The sequence below is a fragment of the Streptacidiphilus alkalitolerans genome (assembly GCF_042511045.1).
Taxonomy (GTDB): Bacteria; Actinomycetota; Actinomycetes; order Streptomycetales; family Streptomycetaceae; genus Streptacidiphilus; species Streptacidiphilus alkalitolerans.
The window spans coordinates 46908-64444 of sequence record NZ_JBHEZX010000011.1 but is presented as its reverse complement, the minus strand read 5'-3'; the positions used below and the strand labels follow the sequence as shown (position 1 = coordinate 64444).

Annotated in this window: 14 protein-coding genes, 1 tRNA gene and 1 pseudogene; 5 read left to right on the top strand and 11 right to left on the bottom strand. The window is 69.5% G+C overall.

Annotation, left to right across the window (positions count from 1 at the left end):
- Window positions 1-18: 18 nt before the first annotated feature.
- On the top strand, window positions 19-1488 hold the full coding sequence (gene pyk / locus ACEZDG_RS23980; protein WP_380512947.1) for a pyruvate kinase: 1470 nt from the start codon (window positions 19-21) through the stop codon (window positions 1486-1488).
- A 68-nt stretch (window positions 1489-1556) separates the two neighbouring features.
- Here pyk and ACEZDG_RS23975 read toward each other — a convergent pair whose 3' ends face one another.
- From ACEZDG_RS23975 to ACEZDG_RS23960, 4 genes are all read right to left on the bottom strand, one after another.
- A complete protein-coding gene (locus ACEZDG_RS23975; RefSeq protein WP_380512944.1) occupies window positions 1557-3212 on the bottom strand; it encodes an APC family permease in 1656 nt (551 codons plus the stop codon).
- A gap of 247 nt (window positions 3213-3459) precedes the next feature.
- Complete coding sequence (locus ACEZDG_RS23970) at window positions 3460-4242, bottom strand: helix-turn-helix domain-containing protein (protein ID WP_380512942.1); 783 nt, start codon at window positions 4240-4242, stop codon at window positions 3460-3462.
- Window positions 4243-4351: 109 nt separating this feature from the next.
- Window positions 4352-4846: a hypothetical protein gene (locus ACEZDG_RS23965; RefSeq protein WP_380512941.1), complete on the bottom strand. Its 495-nt coding sequence runs from the start codon at window positions 4844-4846 to the stop codon at window positions 4352-4354.
- Between the two features lie 377 nt (window positions 4847-5223).
- Window positions 5224-5296 (bottom strand) — tRNA-Leu (locus tag ACEZDG_RS23960).
- 96 nt (window positions 5297-5392) lie between these two features.
- On the opposite strand from ACEZDG_RS23960, the gene ACEZDG_RS23955 reads away from it, so the two are divergent.
- Window positions 5393-6067, top strand: a complete 675-nt coding sequence (locus tag ACEZDG_RS23955) for an ANTAR domain-containing response regulator (protein ID WP_380512939.1) — start codon at window positions 5393-5395, stop codon at window positions 6065-6067.
- Window positions 6068-6151: 84 nt separating this feature from the next.
- On the opposite strand, the gene ACEZDG_RS23950 is transcribed toward ACEZDG_RS23955, so the two are convergent.
- The 7 genes from ACEZDG_RS23950 to ACEZDG_RS23920 all read right to left on the bottom strand — a co-directional run bounded on the left by ACEZDG_RS23950 (window position 6152) and on the right by ACEZDG_RS23920 (window position 13418).
- Window positions 6152-6868, bottom strand: coding sequence for an ABC transporter ATP-binding protein (locus ACEZDG_RS23950; protein ID WP_380512937.1), 717 nt, complete (start codon window positions 6866-6868; stop codon window positions 6152-6154).
- Complete coding sequence (locus tag ACEZDG_RS23945) at window positions 6865-7716, bottom strand: ABC transporter ATP-binding protein (protein ID WP_380512935.1); 852 nt, start codon at window positions 7714-7716, stop codon at window positions 6865-6867. The genes ACEZDG_RS23950 and ACEZDG_RS23945 overlap by 4 nt, the downstream gene beginning before the upstream one ends.
- Window positions 7717-7721: 5 nt before the next feature.
- Window positions 7722-9614 carry a branched-chain amino acid ABC transporter permease gene (locus ACEZDG_RS23940; RefSeq protein WP_380512934.1) on the bottom strand — a complete coding sequence of 631 codons (1893 nt, stop codon included), beginning with the start codon at window positions 9612-9614 and terminating at the stop codon, window positions 7722-7724.
- 5 nt (window positions 9615-9619) lie between these two features.
- Window positions 9620-10549 (bottom strand): branched-chain amino acid ABC transporter permease, encoded by a 930-nt coding sequence (locus ACEZDG_RS23935; RefSeq protein WP_380512932.1) that lies wholly within the window; start codon window positions 10547-10549, stop codon window positions 9620-9622.
- A 135-nt stretch (window positions 10550-10684) separates the two neighbouring features.
- Window positions 10685-11917 (bottom strand): branched-chain amino acid ABC transporter substrate-binding protein, encoded by a 1233-nt coding sequence (locus tag ACEZDG_RS23930; protein WP_380512930.1) that lies wholly within the window; start codon window positions 11915-11917, stop codon window positions 10685-10687.
- A gap of 243 nt (window positions 11918-12160) precedes the next feature.
- Window positions 12161-12880 carry a hypothetical protein gene (locus ACEZDG_RS23925; RefSeq protein ID WP_380512928.1) on the bottom strand — a complete coding sequence of 240 codons (720 nt, stop codon included), beginning with the start codon at window positions 12878-12880 and terminating at the stop codon, window positions 12161-12163.
- 73 nt (window positions 12881-12953) lie between these two features.
- Complete coding sequence (locus ACEZDG_RS23920) at window positions 12954-13418, bottom strand: PaaI family thioesterase (RefSeq protein ID WP_380512926.1); 465 nt, start codon at window positions 13416-13418, stop codon at window positions 12954-12956.
- A 179-nt stretch (window positions 13419-13597) separates the two neighbouring features.
- Here ACEZDG_RS23920 and polA point away from each other — a divergent pair, with 179 nt between their 5' ends.
- From polA to ACEZDG_RS23905, 3 genes and pseudogenes are all read left to right on the top strand, one after another.
- Window positions 13598-16360, top strand: a complete 2763-nt coding sequence (gene polA, locus ACEZDG_RS23915) for a DNA polymerase I (RefSeq protein WP_380512924.1) — start codon at window positions 13598-13600, stop codon at window positions 16358-16360.
- Between the two features lie 77 nt (window positions 16361-16437).
- Window positions 16438-16572, top strand: coding sequence for an SPW_0924 family protein (locus ACEZDG_RS23910; RefSeq protein WP_380512923.1), 135 nt, complete (start codon window positions 16438-16440; stop codon window positions 16570-16572).
- An 11-nt stretch (window positions 16573-16583) separates the two neighbouring features.
- A pseudogene (locus ACEZDG_RS23905) lies at window positions 16584-17489 on the top strand (DUF3068 domain-containing protein); the annotation flags it as partial.
- Between the last annotated feature and the right edge of the window lie 48 nt (window positions 17490-17537).

Genomic DNA, 17537 nt, shown 5'->3' with positions numbered 1-17537 from the left:
AAGACCTACGCTCGATGTATGCGCCGAGCAAAAATCGTCTGTACGCTAGGCCCCGCCACCGACTCGTACGACCAGATCAAATCCCTGGTCGACGCCGGTATGGACGTGGCCCGCTTCAATCTCAGTCATGGCTCCTACGCCGAGCACGAGGAGCGCTACCGCCGGGTCCGCAAGGCCGCCGACGAGTCCGGCCGCAGCGTCGGCATCCTCGTCGACCTGCAGGGCCCGAAGATCCGGTTGGAAACATTCGAGGAGGGGCCGGTCCTGCTGGAGCGCGGTGACGAGTTCACCATCTCCACCGAGGACATCCCCGGCACCCGCCTCGCCTGCGGCACCACCTACAAAGGCCTGTGCGGGGACGTCACCCCGGGCGAACGCATCCTGATCGACGACGGCCGGGTCTGCCTGGAGGTCGTCGCGGTGGAGGGCCCGAACGTCCGCTGCACCGTGGTCGAGGGCGGCATGGTGTCCGACCACAAGGGCATCAACCTCCCCGGTGTGGCCGTCAGTGTTCCCGCGCTCAGCGACAAGGACGTCGCCGACCTGCGCTGGGGACTCCGGATCGGGGCCGACGTGATCGCGCTCTCCTTCGTCCGCAGCGCCGACGACGTCGTCGACGTCCGCCGGATCATGCGGGAGGAGGGCCGCACCGTCCCGGTCATCGCCAAGGTCGAGAAGCCGCAGGCGGTGGACAACCTCGAGGGCATCGTCAACGCCTTCGACGGCATCATGGTGGCCCGCGGCGACCTCGGCGTGGAAATGCCGCTGGAGCAGGTGCCGCTGGTGCAGAAGCGCGCCATCAAGCTCTGCCGCCGCAACGCCAAGCCGGTCATCGTGGCCACCCAGATGCTGGACTCCATGATCAGCGCCTCCCGGCCGACCCGCGCCGAGGCCTCCGACGTCGCCAACGCCGTCCTCGACGGCACCGACGCGGTGATGCTCTCCGGTGAGACCAGCGTCGGCAAGTACCCCTCGGAGACCGTCCGCACCATGGCCCGCATCATCTGCGCGGCCGAGGAGGACATCATCGAGGCGGGGCTGCCCCCGCTCACCGAGAACAACAAGCCGCGCACCCAGGGCGGTGCGGTCGCCCGCGCCGCCGCCGAGATCGGCGACTTCCTGGGCGCCCGCTACCTGGTCGCCTTCACCCAGTCCGGCGACACCGCGCGGCGGCTGTCCCGGTACCGCTCGCCGATCCCGGTGCTCGCCTTCACCTACGAGCCCGCGGTCCGCAGCCAGCTCTCGCTGAGCTGGGGCGTGGAGACTTTCATGGGCCCGCTGGTGGAGACCACCGACGAGATGGTCGCCCAGGTCGACGCCGCGCTGCTGGCGATCGGCCGCTGCCGTCCCGGCGACATCGTGGTGATCACGGCCGGCTCCCCGCCCGGGCTGGAGGGTTCCACCAACCTGGTCCGGGTGCACCACGTGGGCGAGGACGACAACCCGGCGAACTCCGCCTCCCGCTCGCTGACCGCTGCCGCGCAGTAGTCGTCAACCACTGAACTGGGCCCGACCGGTAGGCACACCGGCCGGGCCCTCCGTGCGCTGCCGGCGGGTCAGTGCCCGCCCGCGTCCACGACCTCGAACTCCTCGATGTTGCGCTCGATGACCTCCGAGCGCAGGCCCACCGCCACCGCCCAGTAGTACACCGCCAGCGAGAACACCGCGATCACCAGCATGTCCCACCACAGCGGCAGGTTGGACTCCGCCCCGCAGCCGGGCTTCGCACAGAAGCCGCCCTGCCAGGAGATCGTGCCCATCCCCAGCAGGTAGACCGGCAGCCACTGCGCGGCCCTCCAGTCCAGCTGCGGGGCGTTCGGCAGGCCCTTCCTGGTCGCGTACACGGCGTACGAGCCCAGCAGCGCGTACCCCAGCACGATCGCCACGCCGAGCCGCCACAGGGTGTCCCAGCCCGCCCAGTAGATGATCAGACTGGCCACCACGAAGGAGACCGGCGCGATCACCTGACCGCCCGGCAGCCGGTACGGGCGCTCCCGGTTCGGCAGCCGGTTCCGGAACACCCCGTAGGCGAGCGGCGCACCCGCGTACATCAGCACGCTCGCCGAGGTGATGAAGCTGACCAACTGCTGCCAGCTCGGGAACGGCAGGAAGCAGATCACACCGGTGACGAAGGAGATGATCAGCCCGAACCACGGCACGCCACGCGCGTCGGTCGCCTCGAACAGCTGCGGGGCATAGCCGTTGCGGCTCAGCCCGTAGGAGATCCGGGAGGTGGAGGTGGTGTAGATCAGGCCGGTGCCGGCCGGGGAGATGATCGCGTCCAGATAGAGGATCGTGGCCAGCCAGCCCAGGCCGATCACCGTCGCCAGGCCCGCGAACGGTCCGCTGATCCCCTTGTACGCCAGGTTCGCCCAGCCGTGGGCGAAGGACGAGCCCGGCAGCGCGCCGATGTAGACGACCTGCAGCAGCATGTAGATCAGCGCGCCGATGGCCACCGAGCCCAGCACCGCGCGCGGGATGTCCTTCTTGGGGTTCCGGCTCTCGCCGGAGAGCTGGATCGCCTGCTCGAAGCCCAGCAGCGCGAAGATGATGCCGCTGGTGCTGATCGCGGCGAGGATGCCCTTCGCGCCGAACGGGGCGAAGCCCTGCGAGGTGAAGTTGCTGCCGTGGAAGTGGGTCAGCGCCAGCACGAAGATCGCGAGGAGCGGGATCGCGATCTTCCACCAGGTCGCCGCGCTGTTGGTGCGCGCCAGCAGCCGCACCCCGAGGAAGTTGACCGCGACGAACACGGCCATCAGCACCACCGCGACCACGAAGCCGCTCGGCGTGAGCGTCCCGTTGGTGTGCTGGAAGCCGTTCGCCCAGGTCCAGTGCTGGGCGTAGCCGATCATGGCTTCGACCTCGATCGGCGCGACCGTTGCCGCCTGCAGCCAGGAGAACCAGCCGAACGACATCCCGGCAAGCCCGCCGAACGCGTAGTGCGGGTAGCGGGCGGTCCCGCCCGCGACCGGGAACATCCCGCCCAACTCGGCGTGCACCAGCGCCAGCAGGACGATCGCGACCGCGCCGATGCCCCAGGAGATGATCGCCGCCGGCCCGGCCACGACCACGGCCTCCTTGGCCCCGAACAACCACCCCGACCCGATGATCGACCCGACCGAGGCCCACATCAGCCCGATCAACCCGATCTCGCGCCGAAGCGCACGCCCTCCGGTCGCGGGCGGTTTGGACAACTGGTCAGCCACGGTCATAGTGAGCGCCTCTCGAATTCTTGGGGGCGATGAGAGCTGCCCCAGATTAGGCGCAGATTGCACCCATGCATAGATGTCGAGGCTGAATACATGTGTTCCTCGCACTATCTGTGCAGGTCAAGACCATGTTGAGGCTTAGAACATGAGCTGATTGCAGAATTTGAGGATTTCTTGAGCTTATGGTCCGTGTGCACATCGGCTGAAGGATCGCGCATTCTTCCCGCTCCGCGGAAAGGTATTCTACCGATCAGCTTTTTTCTCCGACGTGCTCGTCCATCAACGCGACGGAAGCCCGCCGCGCAACGGACACGTGATACGGATCCGCCCCGCGCCGGCAGACCCGCCAGGCCACACCCACCGCGTCGAGGGCGTCGCTGTAGACCCGGCGGATGTCGTCGGACTTGTTGGTGAACAGGTAGCGGGGGTACTCGTAACGCCTGCTGCTCCCGTCGGCGAGCGTCGTCGTGGTCCAGTTGGTGACCCGGCACCCGTCCGAGTGGATCAACCCGCGGATCAGCGGCCACGGATGCTCGGCCGCGATCTCCTGCTGCCACGGCTCCAGCACGATCGGCCGCGTGTGCTTCATCCCCGGCCCGTGCTGCGGAAACAGGCACTTCCAGTGCGCCGTGTAGGACTTGACCTCGGTACAGCCCGGCCTCTGGCGGCGGCCTGTGCGGTAGCCCGGCATCACCGCGAGCATCGCGGCCTCTGTCTCGGCCATGACCCCTGGCCAGCCGTCGCAGCAGTAGACCGACAGATGATGCTGCTTCCGCTTGGACACGATGTGCCCGTCCCCGAGGTACTGCCCCAGCAGGTAGGAGTAAGCCCTCCGGTCCAGCGGCAGCCCGTCGCAGCGCGGACACGCCGACGCCCGCTCGGGCGCCGTCTCGCCCCGCCGCTGCCGGTCCGCGTGGACCCAGTAGCCGACGGTCCCTCGGGGCACGCCGAACCTGGCAGCCGTCTCCGGGTACGGACGGCCCTCGCGGCAGGCGGCGAGCACACGCTGTCTGGTTTCCAGTGGCCAGTTCATGTGCCCAGGATGTTGCGGCTGTCCGCGGATCAAGGCGCGAACCTCGATCAAGCATTCGTTCGTGTGAACCACGTCAACGCCGCTACGCGAGGTTCACCCGGCCGGGGCTTCAGTACTTGGCGCCGATGTGCTCATCCATCAAGGCGACCGATGCCCGCCGTGCGACGGAGATGTTCCAGGCGTTCGCCTGCTTCCACGCGACCCCGAGCGTGTCCAGGGTGTCGGTGAAGAGGCGCCGGATGTCGGTGGACTTGTTCGTGAAGAAGTAGCGCGGATACTCGTAGCGTTTGATGCCCGTGCTGAGCGGACGAGTGGTCCAGTTGACCACCCTGGCGCCGTCCGAGTGGATCAGGCCGCGCAGCAGGGGCCAAGGGTGCTCGTCGACGATGGCCTGCTGCCAGGCCACGAGTGCGATGTTGCGGGCGTGCTTCGGTCCCGGTCCGTGTTGGGGGAAGAGGCACGGCCAGTGCTTGCTGTAGCTGACGACGCTGGTGCACCCGGTGCACTGCACGCGTCCGACCTTGTTGTTCGGCATGACCTTGGCCATGGCGTCGCTGCACGCCTCGATCAGGCCTGGCCAGTCGTCGGCGCAGGCGATGCGCATCGTGTAGACACCCCTGCCGAGGTGGCTGATGCATCCGTCGCCCAGGTAGAGCCCAAGGAGGTAGGAGTAGCTGGCGCGCGGAACGGCGGGCAGCGGTATGCCGAGGGGGGACAGGGCATTCTGCGGTGATTCCCGGGAGCGGTTCGACGCGGACGTTCCAGGCGCGGATCGCTGAGCGCGAAATTCCCGTTGCCTGGCTCACCTTGTTGAGGCTCATGCCTGACCTGTGCAGGGCGAGGGCCTGCCGACGAGTTGCTTGGTCGTACATGTAGGCGAGATTGCTTGGTGTCTCGCCCTGGCCGTCCACAATGCAAGACTTTTCACCTGGAGTGGTGAAGATCTCCAAGCAGGTATCAACCTAAGAAATGAAGGCAAAGTGCTCCGGGTGGGATTCGAACCCACACTGAATACTGTTTGAGAGTATCGTCTCTGCCCTTGGACTACCGGAGCGCCACGGAATCGAAGGAACTTCTGCCCCCTCCGTGCCTCAAACATACCGTGTCTGGGTAGGCTCGTGCACGTACCCCCGCGTCAACGAGGAGCACCGTGACCGCCGCCGACGAGCAGCATGAGCAGCATGTACCGCCGACGACTACCCGCGTGGTCATCGCGGAGGACGAGGCGCTGATCCGCCTCGACCTGAAGGAGATGCTCGAGGAAGAGGGCTACAGCGTCGTCGGCGAGGCCGGGGACGGCGCCGAGGCGGTGAAGCTGGCGACCGAGCTGCGGCCGGACCTGGTGATCCTGGACGTGAAGATGCCGATCCTGGACGGCCTGTCCGCCGCCGAGCAGATCCATGAGGCGCACATCGCGCCGACCCTGATGCTGACGGCGTTCTCGCAGCGCGAGCTGGTGGACCGGGCCCGGGACGCCGGGGCGATGGCCTACATCGTCAAGCCGTTCAACAAGAGCGACCTCGTCCCGGCCATCGAGATGGCGGTGTCCCGCTACAGCGAGATCCGCGCGCTGGAGTCGGAGATCGCCGACCTGAGCCTCCGGCTGGACACCCGCAAGCTGGTGGACCGCGCCAAGAGCGTGCTGCAGACGAAGTTCGGGCTGACCGAGCCGGCCGCGTTCCGCTGGATCCAGAAGACCTCGATGGACCGCCGGATGACGATGAAGGCCGTCGCCGAGGCCGTCATCGAGGAGGGCGCGGCCCAGGACGCCAAGAAGAAGTCCGGCCCGGACGCGCTGACGACGGAGCCGACCCCCGAGGCGTAGTCACGGCGACTGCTGCGGACAAGAACACAGCCGCCCCGGTGGGATTCCCACCGGGGCGGCAGCGCGTTGCCTGGGCTCGGTCGGTCAGTCCTCGCCCAGGTACGCCTTGCGCACGGACTCGTCCGTGAGCAGGTCGGAGCCGGCGCCGGAGAGGACGATCCGGCCGACCTCCATGACGTGGCCGGTGTCGGCGAGCGACAGCGCGGCCTGGGCGTTCTGCTCGACCAGCAGGATGGTGGTGCCCTGGCTTTGGAGTTCCACGATGGTCGCCATGATCTTCTGCATCATGATCGGGGAGAGGCCCATCGAGGGCTCGTCCAGCATCAGCAGCTTGGGCCGGGACATCAGGGCCCGTCCCATCGCGAGCATCTGCTGTTCGCCGCCGGAGAAGAGCCCGGCCGCCTGCTTCCTGCGCTCCCCGAGGATGGGGAAGAGGTCGTAGGCGCGGTCGATGTCGGCCTGGATGCCGTCCCGGTCCTTCCGGAGGAAGGCGCCGAGCAGGAGGTTCTCCTCGACGGTCATCCTGGGGAAGATGTGCCGGCCTTCGGGGGAGTGGGCGATGCCGAGCGCGACGATGTCGTGCGCGGGCACGTGGGCCAGCGGCCGGCCCTCGAAGGTGATGCTGCCGCTGAGCGGCGGGTGCAGCCCGGAGATGGTGCGCAGGGTGGTGGTCTTGCCGGCGCCGTTGGTGCCGATGAGGGTGACGACCTGTCCGGCTTCGATGCTGAAGGAGATGCCCTTCACTGCTTCGATCTTGCCGTAGGCGACGCGCAGGTCCTCCACTTCGAGAAGGGCGGTCACGTCTGGTCCTCCTCATCGGTAGTGCTGCCGGCGTCGGGTTCGTACGGGGTGCCGAGGTAGGCGGCGATGACGCGTTCGTCGGCCTGGACCACCGCGGAGGTGCCCTCGACCAGTTTCTGGCCCTGGACCAGGACGGCGACGCGGTCGCAGAGGTTGAAGATGAACCGCATGTCGTGCTCGATGACCAGGATGGCGATGCCCTGGTCGCGGATGGCGAAGACCAGTTCCTCGGTGGCCCGGGTCTCCTGCGGGTTCATGCCTGCGGTGGGCTCGTCCAGCAGCAGCAGTCCGGGGTCGCTGGCGAGCGCGCGGGCGATCTCCAGCTTCCGCTGCTCCCCGTAGGGGAGGTTGCGGGCGAGGTGCTCGGCCTTGTGTTCGAGGCCGATGAAGCGGAGCAGCTCCATCGCCCGGTCGCGGGCCTCGCGTTCGGCCCGGTGGTAGCCGGGGCCGCGGATGAGCGCGGAGATCAGGCTCTCGCGGGTGCGGGTGTGCCGTCCGACGATGACGTTCTCGACGACCGTCATGTTCTTGAAGAGCCGGATGTTCTGGAAGGTGCGGGCCACGCCGGCGTCGGTGACCTTGTAGGGCTTGGGCGGCAGGATCTTGCCCTGGTAGCTGACGCTGCCCTCGGTGGGGACGTAGAGGCCGGTGAGGCAGTTGAAGAAGGTGGTCTTGCCGGCGCCGTTGGGGCCGATCAGGCCGACGATCTCACCGGTGTTGACGGTGAGGTCGATGTTGTTGACGGCGGTGAGGCCGCCGAACCGCATCACGACGCCCTTGGCTTCGAGCAGCGGGGTGCCGGGGGCGGTGGCCGGGGCCGGCGTGGTCTCGGTGGGGCTGGTGGTCATGGCGTTCACGCCCCTGCTTCGCTGAGGCCGGTGGTCGTGGCACTGGGGTGGGGCTGGACGGCTTCGACGTCGGCGAGGTTCTCGCGGTCCTCGGTCTCGGCCTCGTGGAACTCCAGCTTGTTCCGCTTGTTGGGGATGATCCCCTCGGGGCGGAAGCGCATCAGCAGGATCAGGGCGATGCCGAAGAAGAGCAGCTGGTACTTGCCGACGAACTCGAGCTTGTAGGGGATCAGGAACAGCAGCGTGGAGCCGAGGATCGGCCCGCTGACGGTGCCCATGCCGCCGAGGACGACGGCGGCGACCAGGAAGGCCGAGTTCGGCGGGACGGAGTAGGAGAACTGGTAGGGGTCGGGGGTGACGCTGTAGAGCACGTGGGCCCAGACCAGTCCGGCGAGTCCGGCGAGGGAGGCGCCGAGGGTGAAGGCGAGCAGCTTGAAGCGGAACCCGTTGATGCCCATGGCGAGGGCCGCGGTCTCGTCCTCGCGGATGGCGACCCAGGCGCGGCCGATCCGGGAGCCTGCGGCCCGGGTGAAGACGATCACGGTGATGGCCAGGAACAGCAGCATCAGCCAGTAGTAGTTGGAGAACCGGCCGATGGTGTGGCCGAGGACGTCGTGCGGGTTCCCGAGGTTGACGCCGAAGAACTCGATGTCGGGGATGTTGGGGATGCCGTTGGGGCCGCCGGTGAGCTTGGGCCCGGCGACGCCGTCCATGTTGTTGGCGGCGATGCGGAAGATCTCACCGAAGCCGAGGGTGACGATGGCGAGGTAGTCGCCGCGCAGCCGCAGTGTCGGTGCGCCGATGACCAGGCCGGCCACGGCCGCCGCTGCGGCTCCGCAGAGGGCGGCGGCCCACCAGGGGAAGACCACGTGGAAGCGGGCGGTGGCGGCGCCGGAGACCAGGGCGGCGGTGTAGGCGCCGACGCCGAGGAAGGCGACATAGCCGAGGTCGAGCAGGCCGGTGAGGCCGACCACGACGTTGAGGCCGAGCGCGACCGCGCCGAAGATCAGGATGTTGGTCCCGACGCTGGCGTACTGGTCGCTGGTCTGGGTGAACGGGAAGGCCGCGGCGGCGATGAACGCGCCGATGCCGACGGTGATGCCGTTGCGGCCGATGATCTGCGAGAGCCGCTCGGTGACCCCGGAGCGGACCAGCCCCCAGGCGGTGAAGCCGGCGATGATCAGGAAGCCGACGAAGAGCTCGCCGTAGGTGGTGTCGATGCCGTAGGAGAAGACCTCCAGCGCGACCGCCAGCAGCACGATGACGATCAGCGTGTCGGCCCAGCGGGGCAGCGGCCTGGCGGGTTTGACGTCGGGTCGGGCGCCGAGGTAGTTGCGCAGGGAGCGGAGCACCGTCGCGACGGCGGTGGAGAGCGGGCTGCTGCCGGTCTTGGCGGCTGCCTGCGGTTCGCCGCTCTGCGGGAGTCCGAGCGCGCCGACGACGGCGAGCAGGGAGCCGAGGCCGGCGATCCAGGCGCCCGGGTTCCAGTTGGCGATGCCGCCGAGTTCGTCGGCGATGGCGATGATGGTGAACCAGGTGGTGGCCAGGGTGCCGACGGCCAGGACGACCAGGGCGGCGTTGGGCCCGGCGGGGGCGAGCCAGCGGGTGCCGCGGACGCCGTAGGCGGCGAGGACGTAGACCAGGGTCACGACCGCGCCGACCAGGGTGAGCACCTGGAGCCCGCCGGGGTTGCCGTCGATGGTGAGGTCGCCGGGGAAGGCCGAGGTCCAGGTCCAGGACAGGAAAGTGGAGACCAGGGTGACCAGCGCGCCTGCGGCGGTGAGGCCGAGTGCCAGGGCAGGGTGGAGCGGTACCGCCCTGCGGGTCGGGAGGCCGTTCCCGGCAGCGGACGCGGGCACGGGTGCGGATGCGGGTGTCTGCGGTGTGGTGGTGGTCATCGGTGTCACGCCCTGTCCGCGACGCGTTCGCCCAGCAGGCCCTGGGGGCGCAGCAGGAGGATGAGGATGAGGAGGACGAAGGCCCAGACGTTGTCCCAGGCGCCGCCGCCGAGTTGTTCCATGCCGGGCACGTTCTGGATGTAGGCGGTGGTGAGGGCCTCGGCGAGGCCGAGCACGATGCCGCCGAGCATGGCGCCGTAGATGTTGCCGATGCCGCCGAGGACGGCCGCGGTGAAGGCCTTGAGGCCGTCGCTGTAGCCCATCTGGTAGTCGATCTGGCCGTAGCGCAGGCCGTGGGCCATGCCGGCGACGGCGGCGAAGGCCGCGCCGACGGCGAAGGCGACCACGATGATGCGGTCGGTGTTGATGCCCATGAGCTTGGCGGTGTCCGGGTCCTGGGCGGTGGCCTGCATGCCGCGCCCGGTGCGGGTGCGGCCGACGAAGGTGCCGAGGATGACCATGGAGACGGGTGCCGCGAGCAGGATGAAGATGTCGGCGGGCTCGATGGTGACCGAGCCGATGTGGAACGGGCCGCCGGGCAGCTGCGGGAAGGTGCGCGGGTTGGTGGCGTTGGGGTACCAGGCCCAGATGGCCTGCTGCAGCGCCAGCGAGAGTCCGATCGCGGTGATCAGCGGGGCCAGTTTGGGGGCGTTGCGCAGCGGCCGGTAGGCGAAGCGCTCGGCGAGCATGGCTACGGCGACGGAGGAGATGATGCCGCCGAGCAGCATCAGGGGCAGCGCGAGCCAGATGCTGGTGCTGTGGGGGAGGGCGAGGTACACGGTCAGCGCGCCGAAGCCGCCGATCATGTAGATCTCGCCGTGGGCGAAGTTGATGAGCTGGACGATGCCGTAGACCATCGTGTAGCCGATCGCGATCAGTCCGTAGAGTGAACCGAGGATCAGGCCGTTGACCAGCTGTTGCGGCAGTTCGTGCACCGCAGGGCCTCCGTGGGTTTCGCCGGGTGTGCCGTTGCGGTGTCGCCCGGGTGTGTGGGGTGCGGGGGCGGAGGCGCCGCGTGGTGTGCGGCGCCTCCGCCGGTGCGTTCCGGCAGTTCGGTCAGTGCTGCGGCGTCAGCCGGTGAAGGTGCCGGTCTTGGCCGCGGCCCACTTGCCGTCCTTGACGACGTAGACGGTGAGCTGCTTGTTGGTGGCGTCCCCGAACTCGTCGAAGGAGACGGTCCCGGTCACACCCTGGAAGTTGACCTTGGACATGGCGTCCTCGATCGCCTGGCGCGGGTTGGCCGGGAGCTTGCCGCTGTTGGCGGCGGCGACGGCCTTGACCGCCTCGATGATCGCCCAGGCGCTGTCGTACGAGTAGCCGCCGTACGCGGCGTAGGGGGTGGAGTAGCCGCCCTTGTCGTAGTTGGCGACGAAGGTCTTGGCGGAGTCGAGGGTCTCGACCGGGGCGCCGACCGAGGTCGCGTAGTCGCCGTTGGCCTTGCCGTTGGCGGCGGCGATGTAGGCCGGGTCGTAGATGCCGTCGCCGCCGATCAGCGGGATGTTGGCGCCGGCCGCCTTGAGCTGGCCGCTGAGCGGGCCGGCCTCGGGGTACTGGCCGCCGTAGTAGACCAGGTCCGCGCCGGAGGCCTTGATCTTGGACACCAGGGCCGAGAAGTCCTTGGTGCCGTCGGTGACGTGGTCCTGGCCGGCCACCGTGCCGCCGAGGGTCTTGAACTCGGTCTCGAAGGTGCCGACCAGGCCGACACCGTAGGTGAGCTGGTCGTCGACCAGGAAGACCTTCTTCTTGCCGAGCGTGCTGAACGCGTACTGGGCGGCGAAGGGGCCCTGGATGGCGTCGGTGGTGGCGGTGCGGAAGTAGGACTTGAAGGGGCGGACCTTCGTGCCCTTGGCCCAGTCCGGGCCCTGGGTCAGGCTCGGGTTGGTGTTGGCCGGGGAGACCTCGACCAGGTTGGCGTTGTCGAAGACCTTCTGCATCGACTGCGCCACGCTGGAGTTGAGCGGGCCGACCACGCCGACGACGTTGGCGTCGGCGACCAGCTTGGCCGCGTTCTGCTGGCCGGAGGAGGGCTGGGCCTGGTCGTCCAGGGACTCGATCTTGAAGGTGACCCCGGGGACCTCCTTGGTGCTGTTCGCGGTCTTGACCGCGAGGTCCACCGAGTTCTTGATTCCCTGGCCCAGTGCGGTCAGCGAGCCGGTGAGCGGTGCGTCGACACCGATGGTGACTGTGGTGTTGGCTGCGGCGCTGCTGCCGGAGGAGGAGCTGCCGCGGGACCCGCAAGCAGTGAGGCTGAGGGCGCCGGTAACGGCAAGAGTGGTAACGACGAGCAGAGAGCGGTTTCGCACGTTGAGTCCTTTCCTCTGGGCGAGGGTCGAACCGCGCGCAGGCCCCGACCTGTCGATCCGATGGCGCGGTGACTGGCCGTGACTTTAGGCCCCCATCAGGGCAAAAGGCAGAGTTAACACGCCTTATGTGATGTTCTTGTTATGACCTGAGGAAAACTTGAGGCTTGATCCGGACACCCTTCGGCGGGGTGTGCAATGGCGCGAACTTGTGCACGTGCGGCATGAGTTCGATCAAGGGGCAGGTCAGCGGGCTGTGGAAACGGAGGGGGCGGCGGATTTGGCCGACGGGGGCGGGGTGGCCGGGCAGGCTTCGAGGATTGCGGCGTTCAGGTCCTGCGCGTAGGAGCCGCCGAGAATTTCACTTTGCGACTGTATTGCGCGCAGGTTACTCAACGTTACGTCTATGAATGGCAGGTCGTCGGCTCGGGGCGTCCGCGAACAGTCCCTGACCGTCATCTGCACCCAGACAGTCTGCGCCCTCCCCTGCGGGACCCGGATCGGGAGCGGCTGGACCGAGCTCGCGACCACGCCCGAATAGGGCTGGGAGACCTGGTTCACGGTCAGTGCCGCACTGCTGCCGTTGGTCACCGTGAGCAGCACCACGAAGCTGGTCTGCCCGTTGCCGATGTCGCGGACCAGGCCGTCGTAGCTGACCCTGGCCGCCTCGATCGGCCAGGGGACCGGCGGGGCCGGCGGCCCGCCGCCGGAGCGCCCCACGGCGAGACCGACCGCGGTCGCGGCCAGCAGGACCGCCAGGGTGCCCGCGCCCAGCCGGTAGCGGCGCCGGCCGCGGACGCCGAGGTCCTGCCACCACAGCGCCAGCCGGCGCTCGGCGGCCAGGCCCTGCGATTCGCTGACGGTGGTCGGGAGCGGTCCGAGGAGGTCGGCGGCCTCGGCCTCGGCCGAGGTCTCCACCGGTCCGACAGCACCGGCCTGACGTTCGGCCTCCTGGCCACCGGCCATCGCGCACCCCTTCCACCTGGGGCGACGAATGCCCGGCGCGGGCGCGTACGAAACGTCCCGCGCCGGAATCCGGTCAGGTGTCGCGCAGCATGCAGGTGAGCCGGCAGCTGGTGATCCGGCGGCCCTGGTCGTCGGTGATGGCGACCTCGTAGGTGGCGGCGGTACGGCCGCGGAAGACCGCGGTGGCGACGCCGGTGACCAGGCCCGAGGTGGCCGAGCGGTGGTGGGTGGCGTTGAGGTCCACGCCCACCGCGTAGCGTCCCGGTCCGGCGTGCAGCATCGCGCCGACCGAGCCGAGGGTCTCGGCCAGGGCGGCCGAGGCGCCGCCGTGCAGCAGGCCGTAGGGCTGCCGGGCGCCCTCCACCGGCATGGTGCCGACCACACGTTCGGGGGAAGCCTCGACGATCCGGATGCCCAGCTGCTCGCCGAGCTCGCCGCCGGAGAAGGTGGCGGCGTCGACGCCGAGTCGGGCGAAGTGGTCGATCACGTCCTGGGGGACGTCGAGGGTGAGGCCGGGCTCCGGGTGCCGCTCGGACATGGTGCTCCTGATGGTCGCTGGCCCGACCGGGAGCGTCGGACTCCCTGGGATCGTACGACTCCGCCGCGCGCCGGGGAGCGCGCGGTGTCGGATGGGCGGCGGTGTCAGTGCCGGGCCATAGGATTTCGTACGCAGGGAAGCTTCCTGCGGCAGCAGCGGACCAGGAGCAGGCGGAAACGGTGGCAGGCATGGCGAGCAGGACCGGAAACAGCACCAAGGCGGCGCGGCCCAGGCTGCTGCTCCTCGACGGCCACTCCATGGCCTACCGGGCCTTCTACGCCTTCCCCGCGGAGAACTTCGCGACCAGTACCGGGCAGCCCACCAACGCCGTGTACGGCTTCGCCTCGATGGTCGCCAACATCCTGCGGGACGAGGTGCCGACGCACTTCGCGGTGGCCTTCGACGTGTCCCGGAAGACCTTCAGGGCCGGGATCTACCCGGAGTACAAGGCGACCCGCTCGGCCTCCCCGGAGGAGTTCCGGGGCCAGGTGGAGCTGGTCGGCGAGCTGCTCGACGCGATGCAGGTGCCGCATCTGCGGCTGGCCGAGTTCGAGGCCGACGACATCATCGCCACCCTGGCCACCCGGGCCGCCGCCGAGGGCTTCGAGGTGCTGATCCTGACCGGGGACCGGGACGCGCTGCAGCTGGTCACCGAGGACGTCACCGTCCTCTACCCGACCAAGGGCGTCTCCGAGATGACCCGCTACACCCCGGAGAAGGTGTTCGAGAAGTACGGGGTCACCCCGGCCCAGTACCCGGACCTCGCGGCACTGCGCGGCGACCCGTCCGACAACCTGCCCGGCATCCCCGGGGTGGGCGAGAAGACGGCGGCCAAGTGGATCACCCAGTACGGCAGCTTCGCCGAGCTGATGGACCACGTCGACGAGGTCAAGGGCAAGATCGGCGAGAAGCTGCGGGCCGGCCTGGACGCGGTGAAGCTCAACCGGGAACTGACCGAGCTGGTCCGTAACGTGGAACTGCCGCTCGGCGTCGAGGAGTTGGGCCGCAAGCCGTACGACCGCGAGGCCACCGTGCTGCTGCTGGACACCCTGGAGTTCCGGCACCAGGCGCTGCGGGACCGGCTGTTCGCGGTTGACCCGGGCGCGGAGGGCGCCGACCCGGCCGCCGCCACCGCAGCCGCGCCCGGCTTCGAGGTGGAGGGCGAACTGCTCACCGCCGAGGGCGCGGTGGCCGGTTGGCTGGCCGAGCACGGCTCCGGCAGCGCCAGGACCGGCCTGGCCGCCGACTACACCTGGGCCCTGGGTGAGGGCCGGGTCACCGCGGTGGCGCTGGCCGTCGCCGGCGGTCCGGCCGCCTGGCTGGACCCGGCCGCGCTCGGCGAGGCCGACGAGCAGGCCCTGGCGGCCTGGCTGGCCGATCCGGAGCGGCCCAAGGCGCTGCACATCGCCAAGCAGGTGGAGCGGGCCTTCGCCGAGCAGGGCTGGGCGGTGGCCGGGGTGGTCGCCGACAGCGCGCTGGCCGCCTACCTGGAGAAGCCCGGCCGCCGTACCTTCGGCCTGGACGTGCTGGCCGAGGAGTACCTGGGCCGCCAGCTCGGTACCGCCACCACCGCCGACAGCGGCCAGCTCGCCTTCGGCGAGGAGGCCGGGGGCGAGGACGACGCCGCCCTGGCCGCCGCCCAGCTGCTGATGGTGCAGGCCCGTACCGTGCTCGACCTCTCCGAGGCGTTCGAGCAGCGGCTGGCCAAGGACGGCGGGCTGGAGCTGATGCGTGATCTGGAACTGCCGATCGCCTCGCTGCTGGCCCGGATGGAGCGCTACGGCATCGCGGCCGACCTGGAGTGGCTCACCCAGCTGGAGATCCAGTTCGGCGCGGCCGTGCAGCAGGCGGTCAAGGAGGCCCACCACGCGGTCGGCCACGAGTTCAACCTCGGCTCGCCCAAGCAACTGCAGGAGATCCTCTTCACCGAGCTGGGTCTGCCGAAGACCAAGAAGATCAAGACCGGCTTCACCACCGACGCTGACGCGCTGACCTGGCTGGCCGGGCAGACCCCGCACGAGCTGCCGGTGATCCTGCTCCGGCACCGGGACCAGACCCGGCTGCGCAGCACGGTCGAGGGCCTGATCAAGAACGTCGCCGCGGACGGCCGGATCCACACCACCTTCAACCAGATGGTCGCCGCCACCGGCCGGCTCTCCTCCACCGACCCCAATCTGCAGAACATCCCGGTCCGCACCGAGGAGGGCCGGATGATCCGCCGGGCCTTCGTGGTCGGCCCCGGCTTCGAGGAGCTGCTGACCGCCGACTACAGCCAGATCGAGCTGCGGATCATGGCGCACCTGTCCGAGGACACCGCGCTGCTCGCCGCCTTCGACAGCGGCGAGGACCTGCACACCACGGTCGGCTCCCAGGTCTTCTCGGTCGAACCGGCCCAGGTGGACGCGGAGATGCGCCGAAAGATCAAGGCCATGTCCTACGGCTTGGCCTACGGCCTCTCCGCCTTCGGCCTGTCCCAGCAGCTGAACATCGCCACCAAGGAGGCGCAGGGGCTGATGGACACCTACTACGAGCGCTTCGGCGGCGTCCAGGACTACCTGCGCCGGGTGGTGGACGAGGCGCGCAGCACCGGCTACACCGAGACCGTGCTCGGCCGCCGCCGCTACCTCCCGGATCTGACCAGCGACAACCGCCAGCGCCGGGAGATGGCCGAGCGGATGGCGCTGAACGCGCCGATCCAGGGCTCCGCCGCGGACATCGTCAAGATCGCGATGCTGCACGTGGACGCGGCGCTGACCGAGGCCGGGCTGTCCTCGCGGATGCTGCTCCAGGTGCACGACGAGATCGTGCTCGAGGTCGCCCCGGGGGAGCGCGAGCAGGTGGAGCAGCTGGTCCGGAGGGAGATGGCGGGCGCGTACCCGCTGCGGGCCCCGCTGGACGTGTCGGTGGGCTCGGGCCGGGACTGGGAGACCGCCGCCCACTGAGCTTCTGTAGAACCTGTTCTCATTTCGTCGGCCGCGGGTTACGGTGCGGGCCGTCGAGGTGAGGGAGGCGGTGGCCGATGCGCGCGGTGCTGGCTGCGGCGATCGGAGTGGTGCTGGCTCTGGGGGTGGCCCTGGTGCTGGTGCCGCTGGCGCACCAGGGCGGCCCGACCTCGCCGAAGCCCCTGCTGACCAGCGCTCCGGCGCATCCGTAGAGGGGGTCTCCGTGCACCGCAGATCGAGCCTGGTCCTGGTCGCCCTCGCCGCCTTCCTGGCCGCCTTCGGGCCGCTGCTGCGCTGGTACGACTACCCGCGGGTGGTCGAGGTCCCGGCGAACCAGTACCAGGCCGTGGTGCTGCAGGCGAAGAACGCCACCCTGATCGACTACGGCACGCTGACCGGCGTCCCCGGCCAGACCGTCACCATCGTGCAGACCCTGCGCGGGGACGCCGCGGCGGCGGCGGCCGAGAAGAAGCGCACCGGCCGGGACGTGGTGGTCTGGGACACCCTCTCCCATGTGCTGGGCACCGACGGGAAGATGGTCTCCAGCATCCCCGAGGTCTATGTCTTCGACGCGCACACCCAGGAGCCGGTGCACTGCTGCGGCGAGAGCGTCGACGGGGACCCGGTCGCCCGGACCGGGATCGAGTACAAGTTCCCGTTCGACACCCAGCCCCGCGACTACCAGTACTACGACCCGCAGACCCGCAGCTCGGCGCCGATCCGCTACCAGGGCACCGAGACCTACCAGGGGATGCGGGTCTACCACTTCCAGGAGACCGTGCCCTGGACCCAGGTCCCCTTCCCGAAGACCATGCCGGCCGGGATGCAGGGGCTGACCCCGGCGAGCATCGCCGCCTCCGGGCTGCAGCGCTGGTACACCACGGTGCGCGACTTCTGGGTCGACCCGGTCACCGGCGCCCCGGTCAACGGCGAGGAGCGGCACCGCGAGCAGCTGCGCTTCCCGGCGAGCGCGGACAAGGCCCCGGTCACCATCTTCGCCGGGGACGTGAGGATCCGCCCCGACTACCTGGCCGCCACCGCCGCCCAGGTGAAGAGCCAGCGGCGGCTGGTGCTGGCCCTGCGCGACTACCTGCCCCGGGGAGCCCCCGGGCTGGCGCTGCTGCTGCTCGGCGGCGCCCTGCTGCTGGAGTGGCGCGGCCGAGGGCCTTCGACGCCG

Coding starts and splice junctions, on each gene's coding strand:
- ACEZDG_RS23945 (WP_380512935.1), bottom strand. CDS start 7,716: ATGACCACCAGCCCCACCGAGACCACGCCGGCCCCGGCCACCGCCCCC.
- ACEZDG_RS23965 (WP_380512941.1), bottom strand. CDS start 4,846: ATGCGCATCGCCTGCGCCGACGACTGGCCAGGCCTGATCGAGGCGTGC.
- ACEZDG_RS23925 (WP_380512928.1), bottom strand. CDS start 12,880: ATGGCCGGTGGCCAGGAGGCCGAACGTCAGGCCGGTGCTGTCGGACCG.
- ACEZDG_RS23920 (WP_380512926.1), bottom strand. CDS start 13,418: ATGTCCGAGCGGCACCCGGAGCCCGGCCTCACCCTCGACGTCCCCCAG.
- ACEZDG_RS23910 (WP_380512923.1), top strand. CDS start 16,438: ATGCGCGCGGTGCTGGCTGCGGCGATCGGAGTGGTGCTGGCTCTGGGG.
- pyk (WP_380512947.1), top strand. CDS start 19: ATGCGCCGAGCAAAAATCGTCTGTACGCTAGGCCCCGCCACCGACTCG.
- ACEZDG_RS23970 (WP_380512942.1), bottom strand. CDS start 4,242: ATGAACTGGCCACTGGAAACCAGACAGCGTGTGCTCGCCGCCTGCCGC.
- ACEZDG_RS23940 (WP_380512934.1), bottom strand. CDS start 9,614: ATGACCACCACCACACCGCAGACACCCGCATCCGCACCCGTGCCCGCG.
- ACEZDG_RS23975 (WP_380512944.1), bottom strand. CDS start 3,212: ATGACCGTGGCTGACCAGTTGTCCAAACCGCCCGCGACCGGAGGGCGT.